The sequence below is a fragment of the Microcoleus sp. EPA2 genome, from assembly GCA_020882975.1.
Taxonomy (GTDB): Bacteria; Cyanobacteriota; Cyanobacteriia; order Cyanobacteriales; family Microcoleaceae; genus Microcoleus.
Genome location: JAHRFD010000056.1, coordinates 1 through 21,386, shown reverse-complemented (window position 1 = coordinate 21,386; position 21,386 = coordinate 1). Strand labels below are relative to the sequence as shown.

Annotated in this window: 15 protein-coding genes and 1 pseudogene; 2 read left to right on the top strand and 14 right to left on the bottom strand. The window is 45.6% G+C overall.

The genetic code is table 11. From position 1 onward, the window contains the following. Positions 1–266 precede the first annotated feature (266 nt). From AAFP14_RS25925 to AAFP14_RS25905, 5 genes are all read right to left on the bottom strand, one after another. On the bottom strand, positions 267–2,012 hold the full coding sequence (locus tag AAFP14_RS25925; RefSeq protein ID WP_341735051.1) for a diflavin flavoprotein: 1,746 nt from the start codon (positions 2,010–2,012) through the stop codon (positions 267–269). Further along, the gene (locus AAFP14_RS25920; RefSeq protein ID WP_341735050.1) at positions 2,005–2,634 is read right to left on the bottom strand and encodes a vWA domain-containing protein; all 630 of its coding nucleotides are present in this window, start codon (positions 2,632–2,634) and stop codon (positions 2,005–2,007) included. Before AAFP14_RS25920 ends, AAFP14_RS25925 begins: the two co-directional genes overlap by 8 nt. A 453-nt stretch (positions 2,635–3,087) precedes the next feature. Beyond that, the gene (locus AAFP14_RS25915) at positions 3,088–4,815 is read right to left on the bottom strand and encodes a diflavin flavoprotein (protein ID WP_341735049.1); all 1,728 of its coding nucleotides are present in this window, start codon (positions 4,813–4,815) and stop codon (positions 3,088–3,090) included. A gap of 368 nt (positions 4,816–5,183) precedes the next feature. Continuing rightward, a complete protein-coding gene (locus AAFP14_RS25910; RefSeq protein WP_341735048.1) occupies positions 5,184–7,364 on the bottom strand; it encodes a Calx-beta domain-containing protein in 2,181 nt (726 codons plus the stop codon). A gap of 576 nt (positions 7,365–7,940) precedes the next feature. Further along, positions 7,941–10,037: a GAF domain-containing sensor histidine kinase gene (locus tag AAFP14_RS25905; RefSeq protein ID WP_341735047.1), complete on the bottom strand. Its 2,097-nt coding sequence runs from the start codon at positions 10,035–10,037 to the stop codon at positions 7,941–7,943. A 481-nt stretch (positions 10,038–10,518) separates the two neighbouring features. On the opposite strand from AAFP14_RS25905, the gene AAFP14_RS25900 reads away from it, so the two are divergent. After that, the gene (locus AAFP14_RS25900; protein ID WP_341735046.1) at positions 10,519–11,337 is read left to right on the top strand and encodes a pantothenate kinase; all 819 of its coding nucleotides are present in this window, start codon (positions 10,519–10,521) and stop codon (positions 11,335–11,337) included. On the opposite strand, the gene AAFP14_RS25895 is transcribed toward AAFP14_RS25900, so the two are convergent. Together AAFP14_RS25895 and AAFP14_RS25890 are read right to left on the bottom strand one after the other, a co-directional pair. Further along, entirely contained in the window at positions 11,318–12,154 is an 837-nt protein-coding gene (locus AAFP14_RS25895) for an alpha/beta hydrolase (RefSeq protein ID WP_341735045.1), read from the bottom strand. The two genes, AAFP14_RS25900 and AAFP14_RS25895, sit on opposite strands and share 20 nt — an antisense overlap. Positions 12,155–12,255: 101 nt before the next feature. Further along, a complete protein-coding gene (locus AAFP14_RS25890; RefSeq protein WP_341735044.1) occupies positions 12,256–12,711 on the bottom strand; it encodes an NUDIX hydrolase in 456 nt (151 codons plus the stop codon). A 705-nt stretch (positions 12,712–13,416) separates the two neighbouring features. Here AAFP14_RS25890 and AAFP14_RS25885 point away from each other — a divergent pair. Continuing rightward, on the top strand, positions 13,417–13,608 hold the full coding sequence (locus AAFP14_RS25885; RefSeq protein ID WP_341735043.1) for a hypothetical protein: 192 nt from the start codon (positions 13,417–13,419) through the stop codon (positions 13,606–13,608). On the opposite strand, the gene argH is transcribed toward AAFP14_RS25885, so the two are convergent. The 7 genes and pseudogenes from argH to tnpA form a co-directional block, all read right to left on the bottom strand. Continuing rightward, entirely contained in the window at positions 13,605–14,993 is a 1,389-nt protein-coding gene (gene argH, locus AAFP14_RS25880) for an argininosuccinate lyase (protein ID WP_341735042.1), read from the bottom strand. The two genes, AAFP14_RS25885 and argH, sit on opposite strands and share 4 nt — an antisense overlap. 237 nt (positions 14,994–15,230) lie before the next feature. Next, positions 15,231–15,470, bottom strand: coding sequence for a hypothetical protein (locus AAFP14_RS25875; RefSeq protein ID WP_341735041.1), 240 nt, complete (start codon positions 15,468–15,470; stop codon positions 15,231–15,233). Further along, positions 15,460–16,947 (bottom strand): PP2C family protein-serine/threonine phosphatase, encoded by a 1,488-nt coding sequence (locus tag AAFP14_RS25870; RefSeq protein WP_341735040.1) that lies wholly within the window; start codon positions 16,945–16,947, stop codon positions 15,460–15,462. The genes AAFP14_RS25875 and AAFP14_RS25870 overlap by 11 nt, the downstream gene beginning before the upstream one ends. Positions 16,948–17,313: 366 nt before the next feature. Next, complete coding sequence (ftsY, locus tag AAFP14_RS25865) at positions 17,314–19,038, bottom strand: signal recognition particle-docking protein FtsY (protein WP_341735039.1); 1,725 nt, start codon at positions 19,036–19,038, stop codon at positions 17,314–17,316. 256 nt (positions 19,039–19,294) lie between these two features. Next, on the bottom strand, positions 19,295–19,927 hold the full coding sequence (nusB, locus tag AAFP14_RS25860; protein ID WP_341735038.1) for a transcription antitermination factor NusB: 633 nt from the start codon (positions 19,925–19,927) through the stop codon (positions 19,295–19,297). 167 nt (positions 19,928–20,094) lie between these two features. Beyond that, positions 20,095–20,820, bottom strand: coding sequence for a DUF502 domain-containing protein (locus AAFP14_RS25855; protein WP_340523115.1), 726 nt, complete (start codon positions 20,818–20,820; stop codon positions 20,095–20,097). 281 nt (positions 20,821–21,101) lie between these two features. Then, positions 21,102–21,386, bottom strand: a pseudogene (tnpA, locus tag AAFP14_RS25850) (IS200/IS605 family transposase); the annotation flags it as partial.

Here is a 21,386-nt window from a genome sequence, read left to right as displayed (position 1 = left end):
ACAAAATCTTATCACTTTTGCGAAAGCTTTTAGTTACAAAATACGTATATTTAACAATTATTTGCAATAAGTGGAAATTAAAGCCGTCCTAGAAGGACGGGGCTTTAGACCCAATTTTTTGGTAAAAGGAATCAGGAACGATCGTATCAAATCCTCTCTTCTATTCCTTCGCGTCCTACGCGCCTTCGCGGTTAAATGATAATTACTAGGAGCCTTTAACAGCCTCTCAAAGGCAGGCAAGGATGCCTACCTAAAATAAATTACCATTAATAATGACTACCAGATTTGCGGTAATGGACTGCTGTCACCCCGTCATTATTTAACAAATGACCGTTTTCGACTTTTGCATAAACTACCCAATGATCGCCACATTCCATCCGACTCACCACCTCACATTCTAGATAAGCCAGAGCATCGGTTAATACTGGACAACCATTGCTAGCTTCCATCGTTTCGACTCCGGCAAATCTGTCTTCTCCAGGAGCAAAGTTTTTCATGAAATGCCTCCGCAACTGTCGCCCTTCAGCTAAGATATTCAGTACAAATTTATCGCCGGCATACATCAAAGCTTCGATCGCCCGATCCTTCGCCACCGCAATAGTCAACCCAGGAGGACTAAAGGTTGCTTGTGATACCCACGATGCAAGCATGGCGCTGCTGACCTCCCCACGCTTGGCCGAGAGTACGCACAGGGAACCAACCAGTCTTCCCACTGCTTGTTCCGTGCGATCGCTACCCGCGGCTAACTGCGGTTTCGGTGCCCGCAATTTTTGCGATCGAATCAAAGCTTGAGCAAAATCCGTTCCCGCTTCTTTGCACTCGTGAATCGTCGCCGCCGTCGGCTTAAATTTTGCTCTAATCGGTTCAAATCCGATGCGATATCCGGCATCTTTCAACTTGCTTTCTACTAAGTCGATCGCCTCTCCACTCCAGCCAAAGGAACCGAAAACACCAGCCAGCTTACTCTTGGTTGCTGTAGATAAAACAATTCCCAAAGCCGTTTGAATTTGCGTCGGTGCGTGTCCGGCTAGGGTGGGAGTTCCGATGATAAATCCCGCGCATTTTTCGATCGCCTCTTGAATTTCTCCCGGTTCGGCAAATTCGCAGTTGATGGTTTCCACCGCCACGCCGGCTTTAGTAATTCCTTTGGCGATCGCCTGGGCTAAAGTTGCCGTATTGCCATAAGCAGAAGCATAAATTAACGCAACTGTCAAGTCTTTCGAGTTTTGTTGTTGGCTCCATTCCCGATACAAATTGGTGAGTTCGTGGAGGCCATAACGCACTAGCGGGCCGTGACCGGGAGCATAAAATGCTGTTGGTAAATCGGCTAATTTATCCATTGCGGCCAGCACTTGTTTGGCCTGAGATGCGTGCAGGGAATCGTAATAATAGCGCCGATCTTCGCTGTAAACGCTCCACCCTTCATCGAATACTTGGTCGCCGCAAACGTGAGTTCCAAATAGTTTGTCAGTGAACACGATTCGAGTTTGCGGATCGTAGGTGCAAAGTTCATCCGGCCAGCGAGGAGTCGGAGTCGCGATGAATTTTAAGGCGTGACCTTTTCCTAAGTTGAGAGTTTCTTCTCCCCGAACGATCATAATGTTTAATTCTTGGTCGGGAAAAGCGGCTCGCAAACTAATTGCTGCTGGATTCGTGCAAACCAAAGCTACTTGAGGAGCTAATTCTAACAGAGCTTTAATTGTTACTGACCTGTTAGCATTGAAATGCCCCAAAATTATGTAATCCAGCTTGGTCAAGTCCACCCGTTTCTGCAAAAATTCCAGGTAATTTTGAGTAAAAGACTCCCCCGGCGGGTCGAACAAAGCAGTTTTGTCAGCTTGAATAATATAGCTATTTGCTGTCGTACCCTTTTGCAGCGAATACTCGACTTCAAATTTGAGTCTGTCCCAAGTGCGCGATCGCACAATAAAAGTATCGAGTGCGATCGGGATAAACTGCACGTCGCGGGGTTTGGCCTGAGATGCGAGTCTAGGAGTCAAAGTATTAGTCATTAATTGCACCTATGAGAAACTGAACTACAGAACTTCTTTTGATTTCGTGCCAAAACTTGGTATCTACAATGTCAAACCTTGCACCCCGATCCTGTAAATTCGTATCCAGGTCAGTCAGAAATTCCCTGGTTTTCAAATCGTCCCCAATTTGGATAAAGCTCACTCCAATTTCTTCATCTTTATCTATTTTATTTGTCGCACTTACAATAATTTCGGCGACAGCAGTGGGGTTTGCGGGTTTTTGATCGAGGACTGCAACAATTATTGCTCCTTTCTTCCCTTTGGGATTTGGTTTGCTTGCGAAATAATCGCTAAAAGTTGCTTTCAGAGCTTCTTCCAAATTAATTTCAGTGGGTTTTGCTGAATCCGGTTCTGTATTTAGTCGTTGCAAAATTTCAGCTAACCGGGCAACATTTGAATTTTTATACTCCCACATAGGAGTAGAAGCTTCGTAAACGGTGATGCCGTCGCTGTCAAATTGCTGACATTTTTTTGCGAGGTCGATCAGAGATGCCTGTGCTTCTATCCACTCCTCGTACCAAGGATGCTGGGGGTGTCTGCTGGCATCGCCTCTGGCAATAATAATTGTGTAATCTCGGTCTTCTAAAAGATTGGCAGGCATTGGCAATTCCCCTAGTTAAAATGGAGTCTAAATGACAACGGTTTGCCCGGTTTGTTGCTTGCGGCGCACCCAACACCCAGAACCCCGTAAGGTGCGCCACAAGCACCCAACGTTGAGAGTTTTTGCGTAGCCAGTTGCGCCTGGACTGTAATTGTAGGGTGCGTCAGTAGATAGTCAATGATGAAGTCGAATAAAACATCGGCTGACGCACCTTACTAATACGTTTGGGGTGTGTTGACTCAGACAGTCAATCAATATACAGCATTTTTTAGGTAAGTGAGGTACATAGCAAAGATAGAGGACACGGCAGTGCCGTTTCCCTACAGCGATCGATCGCTTGACTGGTGTACTTTATCAACGTGGAATTTGCTGTATCGTTGAATTTCCCTCTTGCTCCTGAAAACTGCCAACAGTCAACTGCCAACAGTCAACTGTCAACCGTCAACTGACTTCCTAATAGTGATTTCCCACTTTGCGGTGGTGAACTGCCGGCAGGGCATCGGGATTGGATACGCGGCCGTTATCGACGATCGCATATACGATATGATGATCCGAAAGTTCCATCCGGCTGACTACTTCGCATTCCATGTAGGCCAAAGCATCTGTCAAAATCGGAGAACCGTTGGTAGCAGGTTGAGTTTTAACTCCGGCAAATCGATCGGCACCCGGAGCAAAACGCTTTAAAAAGTGCTTCATTAAGGTTTGATACTTGCCTTCTTCTAGCACGTTTAGCACGAATTTGTCTCCGGCGTGCATCATTGATTCGATCGCCCGATCTTTGGCAACTGCTATGGTTAAACCTAGGGGTTTAAAGCTGGCTTGTGTTACCCAAGAAGCTAGCATTGCCCCGCTCACATCGCCTTTTTGAGTGGTGATGATATACAGTCCGCCACTGATTTTTCCCAAGGCTTTATCGAGGTCGCTGTCAAGAGATTTCATCTGTTTGACGGCTTTGTCCCGCGTCAGCCACTGTCCCAAGTCGGTGCCTGCTTCGTCGCACAGTTGATAAATTGCTTCGGTGGGGGTTTCTTTAATTAAAATGTTGGGAAATATCTCTTTTAAACCCAACTCTTTGAATTTGTTTCGCAGGGGATAAATCGATGAATCATCCCCGCCCCCGGATTCGCACAAACCGAAGGATTGTTTGTTATTGGCTGCTACTAAAATTGTGTTGATGGCTGCTTCGGCATTCGCCCCAGCAGGGCCGGTACTTGGTGGGGAACAAATTACAATCCCGGCGGCTGTACCGACGAGTTCGCGGACTTCTTGTAAGTCGGCGATTTTTAAATCCATCATTTCTACGGCGACACCGGTTTTGGTGATTCCGTGGGCGATGGCTTGGCTGAGTCGATCGCTAAATCCGTAGTCCGATGTGTAAAATACTGCTACTGTTGTTTCTGTCTTGGTCTGTTCTTGGCTCCACTTTTTGTAGCGCCCGGTTAGTTCCACTACGTTGTAACGCAGTAGGGGACCGTGACCGGTCGCAACAGTACCAATTTCTCCCAATTCTGCCATCCGCTTCATCGCACTCAAGACCGATCGAGCATTGGGAGCCATCAAGCACTCATAATAAAAGTGGTAATCTTCTTCTACTGCTGTTAAATCGTCATCGTAGGTGCTGTCGGAACAGTAGTGCATCCCAAAAGCATCGCAGGTGAACAGCACTTGAGTTTTAGCGTCGTAGCTGAAAATAGTATCGGGCCAGTGCAAATTTGGTGCCGATACGAATTCGATAATGTGACCGTTTCCTAAATCTAGTTTCTCACCATTTTTGACGATCAGTCGCTCAAAGGGCTGATGTATCAGGTTTTCTAAAAATTGAATTGCTACTTTTGCACCGACGACAATGGCTTGGGGTGCTAAAGCTAGCACGTCTTTAACCAAGCCACTATGGTCTGGCTCGGTATGGCTGATAATTATGTAGTCAATCTGTTTCGGGTCGATTTCCCCCGTGAGAGTGTCTAAATATTGTTGGCGAAATTTCTCGTGAGAGGTATCGACGAGGGCTGTCTTTTCGCCACGAATGATGAATGAGTTATAAGTCGTACCGTTTTTGAGTCCGAATTCAATATCAAAGCGGTCTCTATCCCAGTCCAAGCATCGAATTGCCGTTGTGTCAGGGGCAATTTCGACTTTTTCCACCGTCAATCTGCGTTGGACTCGTTCAGTCAGCGCTACCATGGCGTGCCTCCTAGTCAGTGATTCATACCTTATGAATTACATTCTTGCACGTTTTTTTTGTAAATTTTTATCAAATTTCCTATAACTCAGTTAAGCATTTTAAAAGAGAGGTCGATCGAATCGATTTTAGCTGACCAGACGGGAATCCCCACACTATATCGCTTCGATTCGAGAATTATAAGGGCGGGTTTTACGAATAATAATTGCCAAAAACTGACAAATAATCTCAAAAACCCGCCCCCACCCAAGGGTAAATCGCAATCTACTTCTTTCAAGATACAAGGGTTCAAGGTCGTACTCGAATAACAGGTGTAGCATCTAAGAGTACGACCTTGAAAGGGTTCGCGATCGTTGCCCTACTAACAGCCTTAAAGCAGAGTAATTGCAGTCGATGCCGGAGCGCCTATGGGACCTGCGCCAAAGCCTAAGTTTACCACCCCAGCAGTCAAACCAGGATTATTGGTAATCGTCAGACTAACGCTAGTTTGACCGGGATTAAAGTTCACCGTGCCTCCCGAAGCAGTCGGAATATATTGACCGAAAATATTGAAGTCTGCGTTGTTGACAGGTTGACCGCCACCAGGGGCAGCAATCAAAAAGTCGATCGCAGCCGAAACCGCAGTATTGCCACTCCGGTTAATCGTAAAACTTCCAAAACTACTATCAGCAATAGAACCAGTAGATGAACCGTAGGAGAAGAAAGTCGGAGGCACAGCAGTAGTATCAATAATACTCAAAACCGCTGCTGACGGACTTGCCAAACTCCCGCCGCTCAAGAACAAATTCACTGTCTCATTCGGCTCTGTGAGACTGTCAAATAAAGTTTGAACCGGAACTTGGGCGCTAGCTTGTCCGGGCGCAAAATTGACGGCTTGAGCCACACTATTGTAATCAGGAATAGAACCTGTAGCTAGAGCAGTACCGTCACCTGTACGGAACACGATCGTCGCTGGTGCTGAAAGGTCGCCACTGCGATTAATTGTAATGGGTGCAGTGTTGCCTTCGTTGACGCTGTAAGTAGCCGCACTGAAGAAAAACGTGCTTTGACCGGGCGTCGGAGTCGGTGTCGGAGTCGGTGTCGGTGTGGGAGTTGGCACCACATTATTAATCGTCAAAATTGAGGGATTGCTGCCGACATTCCCACCGCTGAGCACCAAATTCACTGTTTCCGGCCCTTCCAAAATCATGTCGCTCAGAGCCGTAACCGTAAAACTAGCGATATTTTGCCCTGGAGCAAAATTCAACGCCCCCGCCGCTACAGTGTAATCGGGTGCAGTCCCGACACCACTTGCCGAACCGTCAACAGTAGCGTAGTTAATCGATGCAGCCCCTGTACCACCTGTGCGAGTCACATTAATCGTCGCCACACCGCCTTCATTCACGGTGTAACTTGATTGCTGGAACTGGAAGATACTTGGAGGCGTTGGAGTCGGAATTGGCGGCACATCATTAATCGTCAAAATTGACGGATTACTGCCCACATTGCCACCGCTGAGCACCAAATTCACTGTTTCTAGCGGTTCCAAATTCAAATCGCTCAGAGCAGTAACCGTGAAATTGGCGATATTTTGCCCCGCAGCAAAATTCAACGTCCCCGCGGCCGCAGTGTAATCGGCTGCTGTCCCGCCAGCATTTGCCGAACCGTCAACAGTAGCGTAGTTAATCGATGCAGCCCCTGTACCACCTGTGCGAGTAACGCTAATCGTCGCCACGCCGCCTTCATTCACTGTGTAACTTGATTGCTGAAACTGGAAGATATTTGCAGGCGTTGGAGTTGGAGTTGGAGTCGGAGTTGGAGTTGGTGTTACATCGAGGCCTTGATATTGAATACTCCGCACTAGGTAGTCGGAACTATCGTCTTTGAAGGAGGTGCCGAGGTAGGCGGCGGTGGGGCTATCGTAGGCTTTGGCGGAGAACCGCAGTTCGTCAAAAGCGACGCTAGTGGAATTTGATTGTACCTTGAATTGGAAAGTGCCATCGGTACGATCGCCCGTGAAAGTTACTCCATTTGAAGACACAGAGAGGGGTTTTGATGCTGCGATCGGAGCGTTGAGGCGACTAATAGTAAAATTGGTAGCCGGTACTAAAACTCCATTATTGAAGATTTGCAGTAAACCAACTTCATTACCTTGATCGCCTAATCCTGGACTTGTTTTGGGACTCAATGCACTCAGGTCGATCGTGGCGCTAGTGATATCTTGGTTATCTGCCCATTTCACCTTCAGGGCTTGAGATTGATTCGTGTTGGGGTCATAGTTGATTTCCGCCCGAATTTTATTGGGGTCTGTGAACCAACCAGCATAAGAAGATGCGACACCAATACCAGCACTATTGCCGTAACTTAACCAGCTTTTAGGGTTTTCATTGGTTGCCAAAGTGAGGTTGCTGATTTGAGTAGAATTTAGATAGTCTGTTTCCACGCCATCAAAAGATACCCCAGATAGTTTGATGCCTAGACTCCGGGCGATAGTCGGCCATTTTGCGATTAGGTCATTGACACTGCTGTAATTATTGGTTTGACCCAAAGTACCAGTCAAGGAAGTAGCCATAGTTTCTATTTTGAGGATGAGTAATTAAGCATTAGAAGTGACTGAAAACCAGAGTTTGGACTTTCTTTATAGTTGTCATTCACTGCCACAAAACATTAGCTCTAAGTACGTGCAAGCAAATTAATCAACAATTTTTATACCATCCAAATGCTTGCCCAATAAGCATCTGAAGGCTTGATTGCCCCTGTTTAAATGTTGTAGGTAATACCATTTCTCTAAAATCGTGCAACAATCTTTGACCCCCCCTAACCCCCCCTTATAAAGGGGAGGGACAAGACTACTGTTGCATTCTTTTTTAAAATTGGTACAATTACTTGCCCATACTTAATAGACTTCTCCCAAAAAGCCTATGAAGAACAGGCTATCCAGCCTATTCCACAATAATTATGGGAGATGTCTAATAGAGATACTTAACTTTCATCATCAATAACTTTGATCCGGAAATTTTGCCGAATGTCAAAATCTGACTCATTCCGCATGATTGCCCTCCTGTAAGGCTTTAGCAATCAACTCTAGGGGCTTTGCTGTGGCTTTTGGCGGTGCTCTCCCGGTTTGTTCCAGAAGATTTTGAGGAATTTAACCTTTGTGATTTGCGAGGGGTAACTCCACAATTAATTCGGTTCCTTCACCAACTTTGCTGACACAGTTAATCTTGCCACCATGAGCTTGAACAATCACTTGGTAACACACTGATAGTCCCAAACCCGTGCCTTTTCCTACAGGTTTAGTAGTAAAAAAGGGATCGAAAATTTTGTGCTGAATTTCCGCAGGAATGCCGGGACCATTGTCGCTGATAGAAATTTTTACCCACCCGGTTTCCTTGACCTCGGTGCGAATTGTTAATTCTCCTGGTTTTTTAGTGGAATTTATGGCATCTAAAGCATTGTCAATCAAGTTATAAAATACTTGATTGATTTGACCTGCATGACATTGGAAAATTGGTAATTGGCCGTAGATTTTATTGATTTTTATCTCTGGCTTTACTTTGTTTTGCAGCATCAACAAACTATTCTCTAAACCTTCATTCAAATCAACCGTTTTAAATTCGGAGTGGTCTAAGCGGGAAAAACTCCGTAGTGTGGTCACGATTGAGCGAATCCGGTTGCTGCCTTCTATCATGGAATTGAGCAAGGGTGGAAAGTCTTGGCGAATGTAATCTAGTTCTAGTTCTTCATTGATTTGGGCGATCGCATCTCCTGCTTCTGGGCAAGATTTACTACAGAATTCCAGGGCTTCTGTTAAGGTTTTGACATATTCTTGGGTATGATACAAATTAGCGTGAATGAAATTATTTGCGTTGTTAATTTCGTGGGCAATACCTGCCACCATTTGCCCCAAAGCGGACATTTTTTCACTTTGAATTAATTGCTGTTGAGTCGATCGCAGTTCTTCTAATGTAGCCTGTAACTGTTGGGTTTGAGCTTGGGATTTTACGGCTGCTGCTTGGACTTGGCTGTAGAGTTCGGCTTGCTGAATGGCGATCGCCATTTGGTCCGCTATTTGCGACAGTAACTCCATTTCTTGCTGCTCCCAATTCCGAATATCGCCACACTCGTGAGCAATTAGCAAGCCCCACAGCCTACCGGGTAATTCTGGATCGAAGTTTAGGGAATTTTTGGGTGATTTTTCGGGATTTCTCGATGTGACAATGGGTACGATCAGATTCGCTTTTACCTGCAAGCTATCTAAAAAGTCTATGTGACAAGGCTCTAAATTGGCATTAAAAACATCATTGATTGCTCTGACTCGTCCTTGCTGGTAAAAATCGGCATAATCCCCCTTAAAACACTTGTCTGCTCCCATATCTCCTAAAATTGAAGGCCAAGGAACACTCATATCTTCAACGACTACTTTTCCTCGCCAGTTGTCTTGAAATTGATAGATAATTACCCGATCGCACTGCAAAAGTTGACGGACTTCTCTTACTGCTGTGTCGAGGATGGTATTGAGGTCTAGGGTACTACGAATTTGGTTGCCGATCAGTCGCAGCAGCGATTCCTGTTCGGCTTGGCGCAGGGTTTGGCTATACAATTTAGCTTGATTGATGGCGATCGCCAATTGCGAAGCTACCCCTTCTAACAACTGTCGTTCCCAATCCGTCCATTCCCGTTCGCGATCGCACTGGTGCAGCCCAATTACTCCATTCACTTCTCCTTGGTAACGAGTAGCTACTGCCAGCATAGACTTAATTTCTAAATCTATGGCAATTTTTCTACTGCGTTCGTTCAATCCTGGAAAATCGATAAACTTGGTTACGGCTAGGGACTCTTGTTGAGATATAATCGCTTCCAAGTGCGGGTTGCCAACCACGGGTACTTTCATACCTAACTGTATGGGATAGTCTCCCGCGTTGTATTCTCCTCGCGTAATCAAAGTTTTGTCTGTATTTGATTCTTTGACTAAAATACTCGCTCGGCTACAATTTAGCACTTGACCCAGCAATCGGCACGCCGATGTTAAAATTTGTTCTATGTCAAGAGTGCTACGAATTTCGTTGTTAATTTGGTTCAACAAATTTGATAGTTGAACTTGCTGCTGCATCTGCACGATCAGGGCTTTTTGTTCGTTTATTTCGGGTAACGAAAGACCTGCTTCTTGTCTCCATTTGTCTGCTTCAGCCAACGTGGAAGTTGATTTTGGCGAGGTTTTTTTTTGATGTATCTTTAAAGACATATTTACTCGGATTTTTTGAACTATCTTTATTTGCTCTGGTCTTTTATACCTATGCTTACCCCACCAACAGCCTTAGCAAACTTACCCGGACTGTTGTCTCTTCTTAAATATTATAAAGGATGCAGCTCTAGCTTAGCTACGCTCGCTTTACATTATACTTATAATAACGCTTTCACCAACATTCTGTAGTAGCTCTTACTAATTATCAACCCGCGCTAGTTGAATAAAAGATGTCAATTATCCCTCTCTCTTAAATTCTTTTTTTTATCAGGCTGTCGTGGCTGTTACACAAAAAATATGGGAGAGGTATATTAGACTCAACCGCCGATTTTAGATTTAAAAAGCAACCTAAAATCTATCTTTAGTTCAATCTTTATTTAAACCTACTCTGTTAATCAAGATGACAAACCCAAGTGCTAAAAAATTCTCCCCGCCAACAAACACTGTCAATTTTATCTCTGGATTAAATAGTAAAACGGAGATGACCATAGCTTTGGCGATCGGCAATTCCCGTTTGCACTGGGGATTATTCAAGGGCAAAAATCTCCAAAAAACATGGGAGACAAAGCATTTGAGTATTCAGGCTGTGCAGCATCTATCTCAGGATGAAATGACAGAATTTCTAGTGCGGACAGTCATCGAGTCGATCGAGAAACAATCTGCTCAAAAGCTCATTTCTACTAATCCCGAACTTGCGCCACTTGGCCAACCAGAGTTGGGTGTATTACCTCTAGTTTTGGCTTCAGTAGTGCCAGATCAAACCACACTTTGGCAGAGTTATCCTGATAGCCGAATTATTACTTTAGACCAGTTACCGATCGAGGGACTCTATCCGACGCTGGGAATTGACAGAGCTTTGACTTTGTTGGGCGCTGGCACCCAATTAGGTTGGCCAATCTTAGTTATAGATACTGGTACAGCTTTAACATTTACTGGAGCCGATGTCAATAGGCGTTTAGTTGGGGGCGCTATTCTACCGGGTTTAGGGTTGCAATTGTGGTCTCTGGGAGAGAAAACTGCTGGTTTACCTGTAGTGATGTTACCCGATCGTCAGACAGGGCGCTGGGCTGGGGATACCGAGAGCGCCATTGTCAGCGGAGTGGTGCGCGGTGTGGTAGCCGCCGTCAATGATTTTATTGAAGATTGGCTGGGCTTGTTTCCTAATAGCCACATAGCCTTGACAGGGGGCGATCGCACTTTGTTGTTACAATATCTCGCCACCACCTTTCCTGACACCGCTGCCAGGGTAATTGACACCCCAGAAGCTATTTTTTGGGGTCTCAATCACTTTTTGAGTTGAGATTTCCATGCTTGGCAAATTCCCCAATATACTTTGCCACCAAATCCGGGTATTCTACCAGTAAATTTATACTCTCAGAATTGATAAATTCAATCTCTGCCCTCGTCGCCAGAGCAGCATAGGACTGACACAGAGACGAGGAAGCATCAGCCTGATGTTGAGATTCCTCTAACAACAATAAAGGAACTGTCAGCTCAGACAACTTCTCGTCAACCAACTCTGCCTTAATTTCGGCTCGTCGCCGCCTAAATAGCAATTTCATCGCCACTGGGGAATCTATCAACTGCTTTCTGAATTTGAGTAGCTCCTCAATCTTATTGGGACTACCAAACAACTTAGCAATGGGATAAATCGATCGCAGCAGCCAGTAAGCCACAGGAGGTGTACCCGTCAGCAACCTAGCCATTTCCCAGCGTCCTCGCCTAGTGCCGGCATTCACCCCTTCGGGCGCTAACAACACCAAACCTTTGACTCGATCGGGATATTTAAGGGCGTAGCTAGTGGCTACCCAGCCACCCAAGGAGTGACCAATCAAATAAACCTCTTGCAGATTTAACGTGTCGAAGTATTGGGCGAGACATTCTACTTCGACGTCGATGGAATAATTCATCTTAGGGCGTTCTGAATCGCCAAATCCCAGTAAATCTGGTGCAAAACAGTGGTAATGGGGACATAAATATGCGATCGTCTTCAGCCACTGATTGCTATTGTCCCAAGAACCGTGCAAAAATACCAAGTTTTGCCCCTGACCGACTTCGTGCCAGAATATTTGTCCTAAAGAAAGTTTGATGCGAGAATTTCGTAGCTGTGAGTACATCCGGTTAAATATTCATTAATCAAAAGAACCTTCATCCCAGGTTGAGTGGTTATTTATAAAAATTGATTCAAAATTTGACTAAAATTTAGCTGCACTTCGTTTCAATTTACAATTGTCAGACCTTGAAAATAGTCCTGCAAATGCTTGTCGCTATCGTGGCTGAATTCGCCGCTCGGTAGGGATGTGGGTAAAAAAGCTTCTACTTGGCTGATTTCGAGGGTATCCTGAATTTGAATTGTTCCCTGGACTTCGGCTTCGACAACGATACAAATAGAGTGAAGTCGAGGATCGCGATCGGGCTCTGAGTATACCCCCACCAAACGGCGGATTTTTACTAGCTCTAGCCCTGTTTCTTCAGCCAATTCCCGGCGGACTGTAGTCGTAATATTTTCGCCCCAATCCACCATACCTCCCGGCAGTGCCCAGCAACCGTTGTCACGCCGACGAATTAGGACAATTCGACCATCAGGTAATAGGGGGATAATGCCAGTACCAGTGACGGGATGTCGAAATATTAGTCCTAGCACTGTTTGTCCAATCTGCCACAATCGACGCATAAACTCAAAAGCTTTGGGAAGAGGGTTCGGAAATTTTAAACCTTTCCAATCCTAACATCATGGTCGATCGCCAACGTAGTTTCAGTGATGTCTCTAAATTTTTTTCCGATATTTTTTGGGGAATCTGTAGCAGCTCTAGCTCAAACTAGAGTATAATTTGATGCTATCGGAAATCTGCCAGAGGCATAAAATTACTCCCACCATCGGGCCAACAGAACTCAGGAGCTAAGTCACCCGGTTGTATTATCATTTGTCGTATTTGTCAAGAGTTTTTTGATTTTTTTTTTCAATTTTGCCTGTAGCCTGCTATGATCTACAAGTCACGCTATCTGTTAAATGTATCTCCTGAATTCAGGAATATTAGTTATAAAGAATAGCCTGAAAACCCCCTGGATGTTAATTCAGGGAGACAAAGGCAGTTCCATGATTCATCCTGCCTTGATTGACTATCAGGCCAAATCATGTTAACACCTTGTTTTGGCGTGGTAAAATTTCACTTGTCAGTACAAGACATTAAAACCTACCCTTGGACTGGGGGAAAGTTACGACCGAGGAGCTAGTTGCAATGCTAGGATAGCAGACCGCCATTTTTGGCGAAAGGATTGCGCCCGGAAACCTTAGCAATAGGGATATTCAGGCTGCAAAGTCTTAAGAATCCCCGTGTCTTTAGACCGGGGACTGTCAATGTTTATTAGTGAGGTCAGAATGGCTAAACGCCGTAATCTCAAGAAAGAGAAGGCACAACGAAATCAAGCATACGCCCGCAAGTTTCGCAAGCGCAGAAATCAAGATATGTTCTCTAACAAGAGAAGGCGATTTGACGGAGGCAACGGTGGTGGCATGGGCGCCATGACTGGTAGCGGCAGAGATAAAGATATGGCTGCCGCTGAAGATTAATCGTTGAGCCGATCGCGCGCAGCAGTCAGTGATTTCCTCACTTGTTCAAACCCGGTACCCCCGTAACTATTGCGAGCCGCTACCACTTGCTGAGGTGCGATCGCGCTGTAAATGTCTGTTTCAAAAGCTGGGTGCAATTCTTTCCACTCCTCAAGTGTCAAATCTTTGAGGAGTTTGCCCCCCAACAGACAAGTTTTGACAACTTTGCCCACGAGGTTATAAGCTTCCCGGAAGGGAATGCCTTTAGTGGCTAGATAGTCGGCTACATCTGTAGCGTTGGAAAAGTCTTCTGTAACGGCCGCGGCGAGGCGATCGCTGTTAAACGCGATGCCTTCCCGCAGCAAAATCGTCATTGCTTCCAAACAAGCTTGTACCGTTTTCACGGTGTCAAACAAAGCTTCTTTATCTTCTTGTAAGTCTTTGTTATAGGCCAAAGGCAGTCCCTTCATCACTACCAGCATCGCCTGCAAGTTACCGAAAACTCGCCCTGCTTTACCCCGCACCAATTCGGGTACGTCAGGATTTTTTTTCTGTGGCATAATGCTCGAACCGGTAGCGCAACTATCTTTGAGTGAAATAAATCCAAACTCGTGAGACGACCAGAGAATCATTTCTTCGGACAAGCGACTCAGGTGTACCATGATCAAGCTGGCGGCTGCGAGAAATTCGATGGCGAAATCTCGATCGCTAACTCCATCTAAGCTATTATCATAAATTCTGTCAAAATGCAATAGTTCGGCGGTATAGTGCCGGTCGATCGGGAAAGTAGTTCCCGCCAGGGCACTGCAACCCAGAGGCGAAATATTGACCCGTTTGCTAACATCGCCGAGGCGTTCCCAATCGCGATCGCTCATTTGAAAATAAGCTAACAGGTAATGAGCCAAGCTAATTGGTTGAGCGCGCTGCAAGTGCGTATAACCTGGAATTAAAGTTTCCACATTTTGCTCAGCAATATCTAGCAAAACCCCTTGAAATTCCCGCAACTGCTGACGGATTTGGGCAATTTTGTCGCGCAAATACAAACGAGTATCAGTACCTGCTTGATCGTTGCGCGATCGAGCCGTGTGCAATTTTTTCCCTGCATCGCCGACTATTTCCGTCAGGCGCTTTTCCACTGCAAAATGAACGTCTTCTGAGTCAATTCCCGGTACAAAAAGTCCTTGTTGATATTCCCGACGAATCTGTTCCAAACCATTGACTAATTGTTCGCCTTCGGAATCTGAAATAATCCCCGTTTTCGCCAGCATTTTAGCATGAGCCACCGAACCAGTCAAGTCATACTCAATCAGTTCAATATCAAAGCCAATACTCGCATTGAATCGCACGATAGCTGGGTGCAGAGCCGATTCAAATCTTTGACTCCAAGTTGTTGGTTGTTTTGTCATTTTTGAATAAAGAAGGAAGAAGGAAGAACGAAGAAGTCATATCAATTCCGGTTGTATCGGAATGATTTAACCGCGAAGGCGCGAAGTACGCGAAGTTCGAGAAGAGAGAGTTTAATAATTCCGGTGAAGAGAGGATTTGGTATCACCGCCCCCTAGCCCCCCCCCAAGGGGGGAAAAGAAGGAATAAGGAAGAAGTCAGGTTTCGGGGTCTTCATTTTTTTGAAGTTGGTTGGCTTACTAACGGAATATTCCCTTAATGAACCAGCCCACAAATAGCCCTATACCAAAAGCAGCTATTTGACCACTAGAGACAAAATGGTTCCAAGACTTCTGAATATTAGTAAAAATCTCATAGCTTTGACCCAAAATCACAGTCGAACTTAAATGAGATTTCCAAACTAATAAATCCACAGGATCGTTCCAATTAATCCAGTTACTCAATCCAACCGTTGTTTCAATCATCAAATTAACTATCATGCTGATTTTCTTCTGTAGCAGGTGTTACTCTCATTACCACCAGGGTCATATCGTCTCCATTTTGGTTGCCCATGCCGATAAACTGGTGAACTCGATCGAACAAATAGTTCAAAATTTCTTCAGATTCTTGATAATTTTGACAAGCCCATTGAAAAGCCTCCGTCAAATTGTCCTCATCAAAGCGCTCCCCTACTTGATTAGCAGCATCAGTAAAACCATCGGTGTAATAAATAATAGTATCTCCCGGCTGCAATTGTACCTGTGCCTCTTGGTAGCGCGAATCAGCATCCAAGCCAATTAGCATCCCTTCGAGAGTATCAAGCCTCTCAATAGAATTAGTGGCGGCTTGCCAAAGCAAAGGTGGGTGGTGAGCAGCATTGCTGTAAGAAAGAGTCCGAGTTTTTGGGTCATACTCAGAATAAAACAGAGTCACGAAACGGTGGGAATTTTCCAAATCCGCGTGCATTACCCGGTTTAAATGTTGCAGAATTCTGGCAGGGGAGTGGCGGTTCAAAACCTCTGCCCGCAGCATACCCCGTGTCATCGTCATCAACAGACCAGCGGGTACTCCCTTACCCATGACATCACCGATAACAACACTCCAGCGACCCTTGTCCATTTTTGACTTGAGATTTTTGATCAAGGATGGGCTCTGTTCTGACTCCCGTTCCTTGCCTATAGGGTCATAGTCGGCGGGAATAAAATCATAATAATCTCCCCCTACTCTGCTAGCTGTTTGACAGCGGGCGGCCACATCCAGACCGGGAATTTTGGGGCAACTACGAGGCAAGAGTCGTACTTGAATTTCTGCACCAATTTCCAACTCTCTGTCTAAACGCTCTTTCTCTGCCAATTTAACATTTAGCTCATCTTTGGCGATCGCAACTGCGGTTTGATCTGCCACCAACCGGACTAATTTCTGTCTCCCAGCGGTGAACAAATATTGGGATTCGCTGCTAAAAACGTACAGCCGTCCCCGTTCCAAATTATTCAGTAAAATTGGTGCACCAAACAAGTGAACATCCGGGCCTAAAAACCGACTGACTTGAATATCTAGACTAGAAGTTTGCCCGGAGTTACCCGACATAAACTCAGCCCCGGTTCCCACACCTGTTGTCACTTGCTTAGTGGCAATTTCCAGTGCTTTTCGCATATCTTGACACTGCCGTCCTGATTGACAGTGCAACTGCTGAAACCTGACTTGACCATTGGGCTTGAACAGTACCAAAGCTCCGCCATCGGCATCGGTAACGCGAGTCGCTACCAAAGGAACCAGCTCCAAAAATTGATTGAGATTATTAAAAGTCCGCAGGGCAAATCCCAGGGAGCTCAACATATCTTGAACATTATGCTGGTAGCGGTGCAAGCGGGCCACCAGTTCTTTGAGCGCGAAGACTGGCGTCACGTCGATGGAATTGCGACCAGAAGGGCGGTCAGCAGGTTGAGGTGAGGGGCGAGGCAAAGGCACAGCAGTCATTTTAGATTTGTGATTTTCGATTTTAAATTAAAGAGGAATGATTCAGCACTTACACAGAAGCAGAACTGAAACCCAGTTTTTTTCCAGATGATTTTCTAGATTATCTGTTTTGCATTTAACAATTTGTATCTTGGTGGCTAGCTGAAACACCAGCCACAAGAATTTAAATTCAAATTACCCTACAAATTCGATGCGTGACAGCTTAATCTAGTCTTTTGCACAGCCTTTGTCGATCGAAAACCCTGTTCCTGTAGGTAATTCCTACGATTTTAGTTTTAGGTTGAGGATTTTGGATGTTTATGCTGTCTGTCCGCCTCAAAAAAATTGGGACGGTTACAGATACCTCATCAATCAAAAATCTGAAATCTAGAATCTAAAATCCAGCAGGGCTTCCACAAACTCGTAGCTAGAAAACGGGCGTAGGTCTTCGATGCTTTCCCCGACTCCAATAAACCGGATCGGCAGACCGAGTTGCTGCACTACTGCTAGGGCAACACCACCTTTAGCAGATCCATCGAGTTTTGTCAAGACTACTCCGCTTAATTTTGCAGCCTCTGCGAAAACTTCTGCCTGTCGCAAACCATTTTGACCTAGTGTGGCATCCAAAACCAGTAGAGATTCTACGGTAGCGCCAGGAGCTTTTTTATCTACAATGCGACGGATTTTACTGAGTTCATCCATCAAGTTTTTTTTGTTTTGCAGACGACCTGCGGTGTCTACGATTAAGAGTTCTGTATCTCTCGCCTGGGCGGAGGCGATCGCATCAAACACCACAGCAGCCGGATCGGTGTTTTTCCCAGGATTGGCAATAATTTCGACCCCGCTGCGAGCTCCCCAAACTTTGACTTGTTCGACGGCGGCGGCCCGGAAAGTGTCCGCGGCACCTATCAGAGTTTTGTATCCTGATTTTTGGGCAATGTGGGCAAGTTTACCGATGGTTGTAGTTTTGCCCGCGCCATTAACTCCGACAATCAACCAAATATTGAAGGTGTCTTTTTCGGGGGCAAAATTTAGACTGTAAGCGGGATTGCCGGCGGCACTTTGGGCACAGGGTGCATCGAGGATGTCCCGCAGAATGGTTTTGAGATAGGCTAGGGCCTGTTCTGGCGGTAGGACTTCTTGTGAGAGTTTGGCTTGGAGGCGACTGATGATAATGTCTGTGGCTGCGACTCCGACGTCGGCTTGGAGCAATAAAGTCTCAATTTCCGCTACTGCGTCTTGATTGAGCGGGCCTTGACCGACGATCGCCTTAAGTCGATTAATTAAGCTACGACGGGTTCTTTCTAAGCCTTTTCGCAGCTTTTGCAGCCAAGTGATTTCTTCGACAGATACTTGATCTGGCCGTCGGCCTTGACTGGCGAGGATTTCTGAGGACCACAGGAAGCCTTCGTCAAAGGCAAAACCGGGAATTTCTTCGATAATTGCAGCTCTGGCTGCTGCTGCTGCAATTACCTCTGGTTCTTCGAGGGCGGTTTCTTTGAGCCGTTCGATCCGTTCCATGCGATCGGCCTGAGCTCTGGCCCAAAAGGGCAGGGCTTCTGCTGTTTCGGCCCTAACTTCTGTCGCTGCGGGATTTGGTTCTGATGCGATCGATTCTGGATCGGGAACAGAAATGGCAGGTTCGGGAATTTCTCCCTGTTGGGTTGAAACTTCTAATTGTTGAGCTACTGGTTGAACAATGGCGATCGACTCGGCTGTCGGCGAAGCATTGGTTGCTTCGACCATGGCAGGTGCAGAAATTTCTGATGTTTCTGCGACTACTTGTGCTATGGGAGCCTCAAGTTCGATCGCATCAGTTGCTTCGACAGTTGCGGATTCAGCAATATCTGTTTCGGCTGCTGGAACCTCAGTTACTGGTGTCTGGGTAACTTCTGTTTCCGGTTTTTGCTGTTTTTGAATATTTTTATAAGCAGCTTTCGCCCAATTCAAATAATCCTCTGCTATGGCGGGGGAACTTGGATCTGCTGCATCTGTTTGAGGCGGGGCGGGCGCGGATTCTTTTGGTGACTCTTCTTGGGGCTGTTCGGGAAGATTTTCTTGTTCAGAAGATCCACTTTCGCTGTACTGGCGACGAAACCAATTAAAAACCATAAAATTAAAATTAAAATGGGAATTGGGAATTGGGAATTGGGAATTGGGAAGGATGATTAATCACTAATTACTAATCACTAATGACCCTTCGACTACGCTCAGGGCACCGCTAATGACTAATGACTAATGACTAATCACTAATCACTAATCACTAACCACTAATGACTAATGACTAATGACTAATCACTAATCACTAATCACTAATCACTAATCACTAACCACTAATGACTAATGACTAATGACTAATGACTAATGACTAATGACTAACTGCTTGTGCATTAATGCGATCGACAACTCGGCGCAATACTCCGTTGATAAACCGATGTCCGTCATCGCCACTGTACCGTTTTGCTAGTTGGACAGCTTCGTTGACACCGACTTGTTCGGGTAAGCCTAGAAATAGAATTTCCGCGATCGCAATTCTCATGATATCTCGATCGATCCTAGGCAAACGTTCGATTTGCCAGTCCACGAGGGCTTCTTTGAGCAACTCATCAATTTCTGGGCGGTTCGCACTTACTTTTGCCAAGATTTGCAAAGCATAATTGCGGACATCTTGCTGGTTAGCTAGCTGGATGATTTCGGGAAACTCCATGGCTGAACCGAGACGGTTAATCGCCGTTTGAGTAAGTTCCACAGCTTCCCGTACCATTGCTCTAGCACTTTCGACATCGGAGGCGCGGATTTCGCTCGATAGGAGTTTGTCGCTACCTCGTTGCACTTCTGAGGCTGCGGTTTCTAGAGATTCTTGCACTTCCGCAGTCAGGGTGCGGATGGCGGCGAGGACGACATCTTGCAGTTTCTTGGCTTCTAAGAGTTCTGGATTAGCTGGGAGTTGGCTAATGCCAAGGAGTGCGAGTTCGCGTGCGGTTTCGCGGGCTTTTTTCATAGGTTTTAAATAGAAATTGAGAATTTAGGAATTTGGGGATTGTTGAGATTGCTAGAGGCTATTTGAAGGCATAGACTTGGACTTTAGCAGAAAAACTGCTAAAAAACCCGCCCTCAGTCACGATTTCCGTGTGGGCAGGTTTTGTGCAAGATTGCTGATGTATTGGTTCACTCTTCTTCCACTGGAACAGGATGATATCTCGCATCGGGGATTAGGGATTCAAGTTTTGTCCCTTTGGTGTTTGCGGTAGTTACTATAGCTGAGTTGCTAGGGTTGACTATGCCGCCGGAGATGATGACTTTAAAAGCATCTTCGATCGACATTGACAGATTCACCACATCTGCTTCCGGGACAATAGCATACCATCCAGTAGTGGGATTGGGAGTAGTGGGAATGAAAATGCCGATGGGACTTTCGCCAGAAAGATAAGGTGGAATATCATTATTCTCGATCGTACCGGTCACAAAAGCCAAAGTCCAGATTCCGCGCCGGGGATACTCTACCAAAACCACACGGCGAAATTTGTCATTGGACTTGAGGATAGTTCCCAGCAGTTGTTTGAGGGTTTTGTAAACCGAACCTGCTAGGGGAATTGCCTGTAATAGACGTTCGCCCAAGTCTAACAACCACTTCCCGAAGATATTACGGGCCATCAGACCAATAATCGTAATGCTCAGCAGGGGTACAGCCAACCCTACCAAGAGATTGAGAAAATTCACCAAAATCGGGTTGAGGCCGTCAAAAGGGTTAATTTGCTTGGGAATTTTGGTGAGAAAATTAATGACCCAACTGGCGACAGTGATTGTCAGCCAGATGGTGGTAGCTAAGGGTATCACTACCAAAAGGCCTGCGATCAGGTCGTTTTTTAAGTCTTGTTTGATGCGTTGGAGCACGGGTGGTCAACTCTCCTCGTAACTGGCTGCAAATAACCTGAACAAACCTGAGACTAGAGAAACTGCACGAGCTTTCATGGAAGTCGCCATGTTTATTGTCTTCGATCCAACTAGACTGTGCTCTCTCCTGTCAGGAAGAGTTAGGGGTGGGTGTGCTGTACTGAATATTGTAAAGAATGATTGCAAATTGGCGACTGTTTTTAATATACGTGACTTATTGTATATTTTAAGACTTTTTGGTTCGGACTTGACAAAGAAAATGGGATACAAGCCCCGTCCTTTTAGGACGGCTTTTCTTGATTCTTAATATACTCCTTCAGCACATCTAGGGGTGCACCACCGAGAGAAACCGCAAAATAACTAGGACTCCATAAAGCTTCTTTGTGGGGTTTCTTGTGTCCAGCCTGTCCGTAGCGACGACTAGAGACTCCTTTCAAAGCCGTTCACTATTTGAGAGATTGAAAGCTTAGGCGGGTACTCAATCAGTGCATGAACGTGATTCCCTTCACCATTAAACTCCAGAACCTGAAAGTTCATTTTTTCAGCAACTTCTCGAAACGATTTTT